Raw genomic sequence first — 12,196 nt, 5'->3', positions numbered from 1 at the left:
CCAGGGCCGCCGACCGGGGCCCCGTGAACCAGCAGTAGCGACGACGACATAGGGGACACGAAACGTGCTCGACGTCAACTTCTTCGACGAGTTGCGCATCGGTCTCGCCACCGCCGACGATATTCGTCAGTGGTCCCACGGCGAGGTCAAGAAGCCCGAGACGATCAACTACCGCACCCTCAAGCCGGAGAAGGACGGGCTCTTCTGCGAGAAGATCTTCGGTCCGCAGCGGGACTGGGAGTGCTACTGCGGCAAGTACAAGCGCGTCCGCTTCAAGGGCATCATCTGTGAGCGGTGCGGCGTCGAGGTGACCCGGTCCAAGGTCCGTCGTGAGCGGATGGGGCACATCGAGCTCGCCGCTCCGGTCACCCACATCTGGTACTTCAAGGGCGTCCCGAGCCGGCTCGGCTACCTGCTCGACCTGGCGCCAAAGGACCTGGAAAAGATCATTTACTTCGCGTCGTACGTGGTGACCGGGGTCGACGCCGAGGCACGCCACCGTGACATTTCGACGATCGAGAACGAGATTTTCGCGGAGAAGCGTCAGTCGGAGAACAGCCGCGACTCGGAGATCGAGAAGCGGGCCGCCAAGCTGGAGGCCGACCTGGCCGAGCTGGAGGCCGAGGGCGCCAAGGCCGACGTACGCCGCAAGGTCAAGGAGTCCGGCGAGCGGGAGATGCGCCAGATCCGCGACCGGGCGCAGCGGGAGATCGACCGGCTCGACGAGGTGCTCGACACTTTCCGCAAGCTGGAGCCGAAGCAGCTGGTCACCGACGAGCTGCTGTACCGGGAGCTGCGCGACCGGTTCGGCGAGTACTTCACCGGCGGGATGGGCGCAGAGGCGATCAAGACCCTGCTGCAGCACATGGACCTGGACGCCGAGGCGGACAACCTGCGGGAAATCATCCGTAGCGGCAAGGGGCAGCGCAAGATCCGGGCCTTGAAGCGGCTCAAGGTGGTCGCCGCGTTCCTCAGCACCCGGAACTCGCCCGGGGGCATGGTCCTCGACTGCGTACCGGTGATCCCGCCGGACCTGCGCCCGATGGTGCAGCTCGACGGTGGCCGGTTCGCCACCAGCGACCTCAACGACCTGTACCGGCGGGTGATCAACCGGAACAACCGGCTCAAGCGGCTGATCGACCTCGGCGCACCCGAGATCATCGTCAACAACGAGAAGCGGATGCTGCAGGAGGCCGTCGACGCGTTGTTCGACAACGGTCGCCGCGGCCGGCCGGTCACCGGCCCGGGTAACCGTCCGCTGAAGTCGCTGTCCGACATGCTCAAGGGCAAGCAGGGCCGGTTCCGGCAGAACCTGCTCGGCAAGCGGGTCGACTACTCCGGCCGATCGGTCATCGTCGTCGGTCCCAAGCTGAAGCTGCACCAGTGCGGTCTGCCCAAGCAGATGGCGCTGGAGCTGTTCAAGCCGTTCGTCATGAAGCGGCTGGTCGACCTCAACCACGCGCAGAACATCAAGTCCGCCAAGCGGATGGTCGAGCGGCAGCGGCCGGTGGTGTGGGACGTGCTCGAAGAGGTCATCTCCGAGCACCCGGTGCTGCTCAACCGGGCACCGACCCTGCACCGGCTGGGCATCCAGGCGTTCGAGCCGCAGCTGGTCGAGGGCAAGGCGATCCAGATCCACCCGTTGGTCTGCACCGCCTTCAACGCCGACTTCGACGGTGACCAGATGGCGGTGCACGTACCGCTGTCGGCCGAGGCGCAGGCCGAGGCCCGGATCCTGATGCTGTCGTCGAACAACATTCTCAAGCCGTCCGACGGCAAGCCGGTGACCATGCCGACCCAGGACATGATCATCGGGCTGTACCACCTCACCCACCGGACCGAGGGTCTGGTGGGGGCGGGTCGGGTGTTCAGCTCGGACGCCGAGGCCCGGATGGCGTTCGACAACGGTGAACTGCACCTGCAGTCGCCGGTCCGGATCCGGCTGCACGGCGTGGTCGAGGTCGACAACGGTGCTGGCGCGTCCCGCTGGGCGGCCCCCGAGGGGTGGCAGCCCGGCGAGCCGCTGATCGTCGACACCACCCTCGGCCGGGTGCTGTTCAACGAGGTCATGCCGATCGGCTACCGGTTCGTCAACTACGAGGTCCGCAAGAGCCAGCTGTCGGCGATCGTCAACGACCTGGCCGAGCGGTTCCCGAAGGTGGCCCTGGCCGCCACTCTGGACGGGCTCAAGGAGGCCGGCTACCACTGGGCCACCTGGTCCGGTGTGACCATCGGCATGCAGGACGTCGTCGCACCGCCGCACAAGCAGGAGACCCTGGAGCGGTACGAGGCGGAGGCCGCCCGGATCGACAAGCAGTACCAGCGTGGTCTGATGACCGGCGAGGAGCGGCGCGGCGAGCTGATCGAGATCTGGACCAAGGCGACCAACGAGATTGCCAAGGACCTGGAGACCTCGCTGCCGCACGAGAACCCGCTGTGGAAGATGATCCACTCGGGTGCTCGAGGCAACCTGCTGCAGCTGCGGCAGATCGCGGCGATCCGTGGCCTGGTGGCCAACCCGAAGGGCGAGATCATCCCGCGGCCGATCAAGTCGAGCTACCGGGAGGGTCTGTCGGTACTGGAGTACTTCATCTCCACCCACGGTGCCCGTAAGGGTCTCGCCGACACCGCCCTGCGGACCGCCGACTCCGGTTACCTGACCCGTCGACTGGTCGACGTGTCGCAGGACGTCATCATCCGCGAGGAGGACTGCGGCACCGACCGGGCGATCACCATGCAGGTCGGTGAGCGGCTCGACGGCAAGCTGGTGGTGCACGAGTTCGCCGAGACCGGCGTGCACGCCCGTACCCTCGCCGAGGACATCAAGGGTGCCGACGGCGAGGTCGTGGTCGAGCGCGGCGCGGACCTCAACTCGATCCTGGTGGACAAGCTGGTCGCCGCCGGGGTCGAGACGGTGCGGGTACGCAGCGTGCTTACCTGCGAGTCGAAGCTGGGTGTCTGCGGCGCCTGCTACGGGCGTTCGCTGCCCACAGGCAAGACGGTGGACATCGGCGAGGCGGTCGGCATCATCGCCGCCCAGTCGATCGGTGAGCCGGGCACCCAGCTGACGATGCGGACCTTCCACACCGGTGGTGTCGCCGGTGAGGACATCACCCAGGGTCTGCCCCGGGTGCAGGAGATCTTCGAGGCCCGGGTGCCGAAGGGCAAGGCACCGATCGCCGACACCCCGGGCCGGGTGCGGATCGAGGACGGCGAACGGTCCCGGAAGATCGTCGTCATCCCGGACGACGGCAGCGACGAGATCGTCCACGACAAGGTCTCCAAGCGGGTCCGGCTGCGGGTGCACGACGGTGACCACGTCACCGTCGGGGAGAAGCTCACCGAGGGCACCATCGATCCGCACGAACTGCTGCGGATCCTCGGCCCGCGGGCGGTCCAGGTCCACCTGACCCAGGAGGTCCAGGAGGTCTACCGCTCGCAGGGTGTGCTGATTCACGACAAGCACATCGAGATCATCATCCGGCAGATGCTCAAGCGGGTGACGGTCATCGACTCCGGCGGCACCGAACTGCTGCCCGGTGTGCTCGTCGACCGCGCGGTATTCGAGTCGGAGAACCGTCGGCTCGTCTCCGAAGGCGGCGAGCCCGCCGCTGGTCGGCCGATGCTGATGGGCATCACCAAGGCGTCGCTGGCCACCGACTCCTGGCTCTCGGCGGCCTCCTTCCAGGAGACCACCCGGGTGCTGACCGACGCGGCGATCAACGCCCGCAGCGACTCGCTGATCGGCCTCAAGGAGAACGTGATCATCGGTAAGCTCATCCCGGCCGGTACCGGCATCAGCAAGTACCGCAACATCAGGGTCGAGCCGACCGAGGAAGCGAAGGCGAAGGTCTACTCGATGACCGGCTACCCGGAGACCGACTACGGGTTCGGGCCGGCCAGCGGGCAGGCCGTACCGCTGGACGACTTCGATTTCGGTTCCTACCGCTGATCAACGGCAGGTACGACTGTCCAGGCGCCTGCCCCGCCGCGACCGCGGCGGGGCAGGCGTTTTCAGCTTGTAGGCTGGCACCGTGCAGGTGACCCCGGTGCCCCAGGCCGCGCACCCGACGCCACGGCATCCGGCGGACCCCGATCCGGTGCGGTCCACCAAGGCCGGAGCCGTCTTCGCGCTCGGGCTGGTCGCGGTGATCACCGGGCTGCTGGTCGGCGGCGTGGTACCGGCCGTGGTGGCGCTGTTGCTGGCCAACCAGGCGCGCCGGGAGGCGTACTCGTCGCGGGGTTACCTGACCGGGGCGGGCTGGCTGCGCCGCGGCGAACGCCTGGCCTGGACGGGCCTGCTCCTCGCCGCCGTGACGTTGACCCTGGCGCTGGTGCTCGGCATCTTCGACTGGGCCACCGGTCCGGTCGGGCAGGACTTCGGCCCCGGTATCGACTGACCGCAGCGGCACTGGGCCGGCCCGAGGGGCCGTCCGGTCCCGGACCACGGCCGGGCCGGTCGCAGGACGAGGAGGAACGCAGGTGACCCAGTTCCCGGGGTACGGGACCGCAGCGCCGCCGGCCGGGCCGCCCGGTGCCCGACCGGTGGCGCCGCCACCGCCGGAGGGACGGCTGTCACCACGGCGAGTGGAGCAGGTGCCCGGCACGAGTTTCGGGCTGGTGCACCTGGAGGTACCGCCGGTGGTGTCCGGCCTGGCGGTGACGTCGTTGATCGCCGGTGTCATCTCGGTGCTGGTGTCGCTCGCCGTCGGCTGCCTGGGCCTGGCCGGCGCGGACGGCGGCTGGGGTGGTTGGGCCGCCGGGGCGTTCACCCTGCTCGGCGCCGCCTTCGGAGCGGCGGCCGTCGGTCTGGGCCTGCTCGGTCTGCGCCAGGTCCGGCAGAACGCGCCGCCGCCGGCGGTACGGTTCACCGGCCGTGGTCTGGCGATCGCCGGGATCAGTAGCGGCGGGGCGGGGCTGGCGGTGACCCTGTTCGGCTTCGCCCTCGCGCTCCTGCTGGTCGCCGCCTGACAACCGCGGGAGCATCCGGTTGGTGCGCAGTACGCCGCCCGCCGGGCCGGCACCCGGGCGAACCGGTACACTTGGTGACCGGAGCGGTCCGCTGCGGCGGAGCAGACAGACGGCCGATCCGAGGTCCGGGGTTCGGGTTCGGAGATTGCGGAGCCGGGGTCAGGAGTTCGGTGTCGCCGTTTTGACCTGCGCGCGGGTGGTGGGTACTCTACCCTCTTGTGCCCGGCCTGCCCGGGCAAGTCGTGCGTGCGCCCGATCCAGACCGGCGGCCCGATCCGGGCCGATGGTCATCGAGCAGCGCAACGGCGAAGTGCAGATCCCGGTGGTTGACAGCTGACGGCCGGGACCGTGTGCGGGCGACACGCCCGACCGCGGGTGCCGGGGCCCTGGTGGGTGGCCGGTCGGAGTGTAGGAGAGTCGGCCTGCGGGGCGGCTGAGGAAGAGTGCGGCCGCCCGTGCGGCCGGAGGGAGCAAAGGAACCCGGTGCCAACGATCCAGCAGCTGGTCCGTAAGGGCCGCCAGGACAAGACGAGCAAGACCAAGACGCCGGCGCTCAAGGGCAGCCCGCAGCGTCGTGGCGTGTGCACCCGTGTGTACACCACCACCCCCAAGAAGCCGAACTCCGCGCTGCGCAAGGTCGCTCGGGTGAAGCTGAGCAGCCAGATCGAGGTGACCGCCTACATCCCCGGCGTCGGCCACAACCTGCAGGAGCACTCCATCGTGCTGGTGCGCGGCGGCCGGGTGAAGGACCTTCCGGGCGTCCGCTACAAGATCGTCCGCGGTTCGCTGGACACCCAGGGTGTCCGCAACCGCAAGCAGGCTCGCAGCCGCTACGGCGCGAAGAAGGAGAAGAGCTGAGATGCCGCGTAAGGGCCCTGCTCCGCGTCGCCCCCTGGTCGCGGACCCGGTGTACAACTCCCCGCTGGTGACCCAGCTGGTCAACAAGATCCTGCTGCGAGGCAAGCGTCAGCTCGCCGAGCGGATCGTCTACGGCGCCCTGGAGGGTTGCCGGGAGAAGTCCGGCACCGATCCGGTCGTCACCCTCAAGCGCGCCATGGACAACGTGAAGCCGACCCTGGAGGTCCGCAGCCGTCGGGTCGGCGGCGCGACGTACCAGGTTCCGGTCGAGGTGCGCCCGTCCCGGGCGACCACCCTCGGGCTGCGCTGGCTCGTCCAGTACTCCAAGGCCCGCCGGGAGAAGACGATGATCGAGCGGCTGATGAACGAGCTGCTGGACGCGAGCAACGGTCTCGGCGCGGCGGTCAAGCGTCGCGAGGACACCCACAAGATGGCGGAGTCCAACAAGGCCTTCGCTCACTACCGCTGGTAAGCCGCTGTCATGCCCGCCGGCATAGCCGCGCAGACACAGTCGACGACGAGACGAAGTAGGGATTGAAGTGGCCGCCGTAGACGCGCTCGCCAAGGTACGCAACATCGGCATCATGGCGCACATCGATGCCGGTAAGACCACGACCACTGAGCGGATCCTGTTCTACACCGGTATCACGTACAAGATCGGTGAAGTCCACGAGGGCGCTGCCGTCATGGACTGGATGGAGCAGGAGCAGGAGCGGGGCATCACCATCACCTCCGCCGCCACCAAGTGCGAGTGGAAGGGCCACACGATCCAGATCATCGACACACCGGGCCACGTCGACTTCACGGTTGAGGTCGAGCGGTCGTTGCGGGTGCTCGATGGGGCGGTCGCGGTCTACGACGGCGTGGCCGGTGTGGAGCCGCAGACCGAGAACGTGTGGCGGCAGGCGGACAAGTACAAGGTCCCCCGGATGTGCTTCGTCAACAAGCTCGACCGGACCGGGGCCGACTTCTTCCGCTGCGTGCAGATGATGGTGGACCGACTCAACGCCACCCCGCTGGTGCTGCAGATCCCGATCGGCCTCGAAAGCGGTCACATCGGTGTCGTCGACCTGGTCGAGATGCGGGCGCTGACCTGGCGTGGTGAGACGATGAAGGGCGAGGACTACGCGGTCGAGGAGATCCCGGCCGACCTCGCCGACTCGGCCGCCGAGTGGCGGGAGAAGCTGCTGGAGACCCTCGCCGACGTGGACGACTCCATCATGGAGAAGTACCTCGAGGGTGAGGAGTTGTCGGTCGAGGAGGTCAAGGCGGCGATCCGCCGGGCCACCCTCGCCGACAAGGGCAACCCGGTGCTGTGTGGTTCGGCGTTCAAGAACAAGGGCGTTCAGCCGATGCTGGACGCGGTGGTCGAGTACTTGCCGTCGCCGCTCGACGTGCCGGCGATCGAGGGCACCGCGACGGACGGCGAGACGCCGATGCTGCGGAAGCCGTCAACGACGGAGCCGTTCTCCGGCCTGGCGTTCAAGATCCAGACCGACCGGCACCTCGGCAAGCTGACCTATGTACGGGTCTACTCCGGCTCGCTGGACTCCGGGTCCCAGGTGATCAACTCCACCAAGGATCGCAAGGAGCGGATCGGCAAGATCTACCAGATGCACGCGAACAAGCGTGAGGAGCGGGCGACGGCGGTCGCCGGCGACATCATCGCCGTCCAGGGCCTGAAGCAGACCACCACCGGCGACACCCTGTCCGACCCGGCGAACCCGGTCATCCTGGAGTCGATGACGTTCCCGGAGCCGGTCATCGAGGTGGCGATCGAGCCCAAGACAAAGGCCGACCAGGAGAAGCTCTTCACCGCTATCCAGCGGTTGGCCGAGGAGGACCCGACCTTCCGCGTCAAGAACGACGAGGAGACCGGGCAGACGGTCATCGCCGGCATGGGCGAGCTGCACCTGGACATTCTGGTCGACCGGATGCGCCGCGAGTTCAACGTCGAGGCCAACATTGGTAAGCCGCAGGTGGCGTACCGGGAGACCATCCGCCGGAAGGTGGAAAAGGTTGAGTACACCCACAAGAAGCAGACCGGTGGGTCCGGCCAGTACGCCCGGGTGATCATCAGTCTGGAGCCGCTGCCGCTGGACAACGAGGCGCCGACCTACGAGTTCGCCAACGCGGTGACCGGTGGTCGGGTGCCGCGGGAGTTCATCCCGTCGGTCGACGCCGGTGCCCAGGACGCCATGCAGTACGGCATCCTCGCCGGCTTCCCGCTGGTCGGGGTCAAGCTGACCTTGGTCGACGGGCAGTACCACGAGGTGGACTCGTCCGAGATGGCGTTCAAGATCGCTGGTTCGATGGCGCTCAAGGAGGCCGCCCGTCGGGCGGATCCCGCGCTGCTCGAACCGATGATGGCCGTTGAGGTCACCTCTCCAGAGGAGAACATGGGTGACGTCATCGGCGACCTCAACTCCCGGCGTGGCATCATCCAGGCGATGGAGGAGCGCGGCGGAGCCCGCGTCGTCCGTGCCCTGGTGCCACTGTCGGAGATGTTCGGCTACGTCGGCGACCTGCGGTCGAAGACCCAGGGCCGGGCGAGCTACAGCATGCAGTTCGACTCCTACGCCGAAGTGCCGCAGAGCGTGGCGAAGGAGATCATCGCGAAGGCGACGGGCGAGTAACGGGTCGGGGAGTTGACCCTCCCCGGCCCGTCTCGGGCGAATTGCATACCGGGCCTGAAGGCGTGACCGCCGCAAGACCCGAGCACTTCCCGGTCGCCGACATTGGACCGGAAAGGCTGTCGACAGAGTCCTAAGCGCCGAACGGCGCGCCGGGCGTACGAACCAAGAAGTCCACAGGAGGACACCAGTGGCGAAGGCGAAGTTCGAGCGGACTAAGCCGCACGTCAACATCGGCACCATTGGTCACATCGACCACGGTAAGACGACGCTGACGGCGGCCATCACCAAGGTCCTGCACGACAGGATGCCGGACCTCAACCCGTACACGCCGTTCGACGAGATCGACAAGGCGCCGGAGGAGAAGGCCCGCGGCATCACGATCTCGATCGCGCACGTCGAGTACCAGACCGAGGCGCGGCACTACGCGCACGTCGACTGCCCCGGGCACGCCGACTACATCAAGAACATGATCACCGGTGCCGCGCAGATGGACGGCGCGATCCTGGTGGTCGCGGCGACCGACGGCCCGATGCCGCAGACCCGCGAGCACGTGCTGCTGGCCCGTCAGGTCGGCGTCCCGTACATCGTCGTGGCGCTCAACAAGAGCGACATGGTCGACGACGAGGAGCTGCTCGAGCTGGTCGAGCTTGAGGTCCGTGAGCTGCTGTCGGCCCAGGAGTACCCGGGTGACGACCTGCCGGTGGTTCGGGTCTCCGCGCTGAAGGCGCTGGAGGGCGACGAAGAGTGGTCCGACAAGCTTATGGAGCTGATGAACGCGGTCGACACCGCGATTCCGCAGCCCGAGCGGGAGACCGAGAAGCCGTTCCTGATGCCGATCGAGGACGTCTTCACGATCACCGGTCGGGGCACCGTGGTGACCGGTCGCGCCGAGCGTGGCGTGCTCAAGCCGAACGAGGAGGTGGAAATCGTCGGCATCCGTGAGAAGTCGATGAAGACCACCTGCACCGGTATCGAAATGTTCCGCAAGCTGCTCGACGAGGCGCGGGCCGGTGAGAACGTCGGTCTGCTGCTGCGTGGTATCAAGCGCGAGGACGTCGAGCGCGGCATGGTGGTCATCAAGCCGGGTACCACCACCCCGCACACGGAGTTCGAGGCGACGGTTTACATCCTCTCCAAGGAGGAGGGCGGCCGGCACACCCCGTTCTTCCAGAACTACCGTCCGCAGTTCTACTTCCGGACCACCGACGTGACCGGTGTGGTCACGCTGCCGGAGGGCACCGAGATGGTCATGCCCGGTGACAACACCTCGATGAGCGTGAAGCTGATTCAGCCGATCGCCATGGAGGAGAACCTGAAGTTCGCGATCCGGGAGGGTGGCCGCACCGTCGGCGCCGGCCGGGTCACCAAGATCATCAAGTGAACTGGTAACCCGATTGGCCATGCCGTGCCTCGGTACGGCATACTAGTCAGGTTGCGTCCGCGTAGGGTGGCTGGCTGCCCGGCAGCCAGCCACCCTCGCACGGCGTCCGGGGCAGATTTGCCGCGGCACCCGCACTGATCGGCAGCGTACGGCTTTCGCCGTTTCGTCGACCGGGGTGGTGATGCCGCCGGCCTGGCCCGGTGCCCAAGACCTCAGCGGTGGGGATCGTCTCCGCGTGGGGCCAGATCGCTCCGGAGTCCCGGGGTGGAGCCTGGTCAGCGGTTGCGACACGCCCGACCGCGGGGGTCGGACACCGAAATGAAACGGCAGCGCCGGGGTCCGACCGGCGGCATCCGCTCCGGCGAGCGGGCTCCATTGCGGGCGGAGAGAGAAGGAACAGAAGCCACCATGGCGGGACAAAAGATCCGCATCCGGCTCAAGGCCTATGACCACGAGGTCGTGGACTCCTCGGCGCGGAAGATCGTCGAGACGGTGACGCGCACCGGCGCTCAGGTCGCAGGCCCGGTGCCGCTGCCCACTGAGATCAACCGTTTCTGCGTCATCCGTTCGCCGCACAAGTACAAGGACTCGCGCGAGCACTTCGAGATGCGCACGCACAAGCGTCTGATCGACATCATCGACCCGACTCCGAAGACGGTCGATTCGCTGATGCGCCTCGACCTGCCGGCTGGCGTCGACATCGAGATCAAGCTGTAGGGACCGGACAATGGACAGGCAAGTGAAGGGCATCCTGGGCGCCAAGCTCGGCATGACCCAGGTCTGGGACAACAACCGGGTCGTCCCGGTGACAGTGGTGCAGGCCGGCCCGTGCGTGGTGACCCAGGTGCGGACCGCCGACAAGGACGGTTACTCCGCGGTCCAGCTCGCGTTCGGCGCGGTCGACCCGCGCAAGGTGAACAAGCCGGAATCCGGGCACTTCGCCAAGTCCGGCGTGGCGCCGCGGCGGCACCTGGTCGAGCTGCGCACCACGGACGCCAGCGAGTACGAGCTGGGCCAGGAAATCACCGTCGAGACCTTCGAGCCGGGTGCCCGGGTCGACGTCACCGGCCGGACCAAGGGCAAGGGCTTCGCCGGTGTCATGAAGCGGCACGGCTTCCACGGCCTGCGGGCCAGCCACGGTGTCGAGCGCAAGCACCGCTCGCCCGGTTCGATCGGCGCCTGCGCTACCCCGGGTCGCGTCTTCAAGGGCGTCAAGATGGCCGGTCGCATGGGTAGCGTGCGCTACACCGTGCAGAACCTCACTGTGCAGGCGGTCGACCCGGAGAGCAACCTGCTGCTCGTCAAGGGCGCGATCCCGGGCCCGGCGGGCGCGCTGATCCTGGTCCGCAGCGCGGCGAAGGCGCAGGCGAAGAAGGGCGGTGCCGCCAAATGACCACCGTTGACGTGATCAACCCCGAGGGTGCCAAGAGCGGCACCGTCGACCTGCCGGGCGAGGTCTTCGACGTACAGGCCAACATCGCCCTGATGCACCAGGTCGTGGTCGCCCAGCTCGCCGCCGCGCGGCAGGGCACCCACAAGACCAAGACCCGCGGCGAGGTCGCCGGCGGCGGCAAGAAGCCGTACAAGCAGAAGGGCACCGGCCGGGCCCGGCAGGGCTCGATCCGCGCGCCGCAGTTCGCCGGCGGTGGCGTGGTGCACGGCCCGGTGCCGCGTGACTACAGCCAGCGGACCCCCAAGAAGATGAAGGTCGCCGCGCTGCGCGGTGCCCTCTCCGACCGGGCGCGGTCCGGGCAACTGCACGTCGTGGAGGCGTTCGTCACCGGCGAGCAGCCGTCGACCAAGAGCGCCCTGGCCACGCTGCGCAAGGTCAGCTCCGCCACGCGGGTGCTGGTCGTGCTGAGCGCGACCGACGAGCTCAACTGGCTGTCGCTGCGCAACCTGCGCAACAGCACGCCGTTGGTGCACCTCATCGAGGTGGGTCAGCTCAACACGTACGACGTGCTGGTCGCCGACGACGTGGTCTTCACCAAGGGAGCTCTCGACGAGTTCCTCGGTGTTCCGGCGCAGACCGAGGAGGGCGACAAGTGAGCACGATTGCCGACCCGCGCGACATCATCGTGGCGCCGGTGGTCTCGGAGAAGAGCTACGCCGAGCTCAACCGGAACTGGTACACGTTCCTGGTCAACCCGGACGCCAACAAGACCCAGATCAAGATCGCGATCCAGCAGATCTTCGACGTCCGCGTGCTGACCGTGAACACGCTCAACCGCGAAGGCAAGCGCAAGCGCACCCGTACCGGCTTCGGTCAGCGCAAGGCGACCAAGCGGGCGATGGTGAAGCTGGCCGACGGTGACCGTATCGAGGCCTTCGGCGGCCCGGTCAGCTGAGG

The 12,196-nt window shown here is 67.8% G+C and carries 11 protein-coding genes; all 11 read left to right on the top strand.

From position 1 onward, the window contains the following. The first annotated feature begins 64 nt into the window (after positions 1–64). The 11 genes from ACFHWU_RS04415 (at position 65) to rplW (ending at position 12,194) form a co-directional block, all read left to right on the top strand. Complete coding sequence (locus ACFHWU_RS04415) at positions 65–3,952, top strand: DNA-directed RNA polymerase subunit beta' (RefSeq protein ID WP_416551271.1); 3,888 nt, start codon at positions 65–67, stop codon at positions 3,950–3,952. A gap of 82 nt (positions 3,953–4,034) precedes the next feature. After that, entirely contained in the window at positions 4,035–4,400 is a 366-nt protein-coding gene (locus ACFHWU_RS04410) for a hypothetical protein (protein WP_416551272.1), read from the top strand. Between the two features lie 196 nt (positions 4,401–4,596). Further along, a complete protein-coding gene (locus ACFHWU_RS04405; RefSeq protein ID WP_416551406.1) occupies positions 4,597–4,971 on the top strand; it encodes a hypothetical protein in 375 nt (124 codons plus the stop codon). A gap of 483 nt (positions 4,972–5,454) precedes the next feature. Continuing rightward, positions 5,455–5,829: a 30S ribosomal protein S12 gene (gene rpsL / locus ACFHWU_RS04400; protein ID WP_123606153.1), complete on the top strand. Its 375-nt coding sequence runs from the start codon at positions 5,455–5,457 to the stop codon at positions 5,827–5,829. Between the two features lies 1 nt (position 5,830). Further along, positions 5,831–6,301 (top strand): 30S ribosomal protein S7, encoded by a 471-nt coding sequence (rpsG, locus tag ACFHWU_RS04395; protein WP_278112081.1) that lies wholly within the window; start codon positions 5,831–5,833, stop codon positions 6,299–6,301. 67 nt (positions 6,302–6,368) lie between these two features. Continuing rightward, positions 6,369–8,465, top strand: a complete 2,097-nt coding sequence (fusA, locus tag ACFHWU_RS04390) for an elongation factor G (RefSeq protein ID WP_416551273.1) — start codon at positions 6,369–6,371, stop codon at positions 8,463–8,465. A 187-nt stretch (positions 8,466–8,652) separates the two neighbouring features. Continuing rightward, on the top strand, positions 8,653–9,846 hold the full coding sequence (tuf, locus tag ACFHWU_RS04385; protein ID WP_281551894.1) for an elongation factor Tu: 1,194 nt from the start codon (positions 8,653–8,655) through the stop codon (positions 9,844–9,846). A 408-nt stretch (positions 9,847–10,254) separates the two neighbouring features. Next, a complete protein-coding gene (gene rpsJ / locus ACFHWU_RS04380) occupies positions 10,255–10,563 on the top strand; it encodes a 30S ribosomal protein S10 (protein ID WP_007073037.1) in 309 nt (102 codons plus the stop codon). Positions 10,564–10,573: 10 nt separating this feature from the next. Continuing rightward, positions 10,574–11,239 (top strand): 50S ribosomal protein L3, encoded by a 666-nt coding sequence (rplC, locus tag ACFHWU_RS04375; RefSeq protein ID WP_278173677.1) that lies wholly within the window; start codon positions 10,574–10,576, stop codon positions 11,237–11,239. Next, a complete protein-coding gene (gene rplD, locus ACFHWU_RS04370) occupies positions 11,236–11,895 on the top strand; it encodes a 50S ribosomal protein L4 (protein WP_416551274.1) in 660 nt (219 codons plus the stop codon). Before rplC ends, rplD begins: the two co-directional genes overlap by 4 nt. After that, entirely contained in the window at positions 11,892–12,194 is a 303-nt protein-coding gene (gene rplW, locus ACFHWU_RS04365; RefSeq protein WP_416551275.1) for a 50S ribosomal protein L23, read from the top strand. Before rplD ends, rplW begins: the two co-directional genes overlap by 4 nt. Positions 12,195–12,196: the final 2 nt, after the last annotated feature.

Source organism: Micromonospora sp. LOL_015 (genome assembly GCF_048060275.1).
Classification (GTDB): Bacteria; Actinomycetota; Actinomycetes; order Mycobacteriales; family Micromonosporaceae; genus Micromonospora_E.
The sequence above is the reverse complement of the archived record's forward strand: the minus strand, read 5'-3'. Positions and strand labels throughout refer to the sequence as shown.

Excerpts from the sequence above, each read along its gene's own strand:
- rpsG (WP_278112081.1), top strand. The coding sequence starts at position 5,831 with ATGCCGCGTAAGGGCCCTGCTCCGCGTCGCCCCCTGGTCGCGGACCCG.
- rpsJ (WP_007073037.1), top strand. The coding sequence starts at position 10,255 with ATGGCGGGACAAAAGATCCGCATCCGGCTCAAGGCCTATGACCACGAG.
- rplC (WP_278173677.1), top strand. The coding sequence starts at position 10,574 with ATGGACAGGCAAGTGAAGGGCATCCTGGGCGCCAAGCTCGGCATGACC.
- rplD (WP_416551274.1), top strand. The coding sequence starts at position 11,236 with ATGACCACCGTTGACGTGATCAACCCCGAGGGTGCCAAGAGCGGCACC.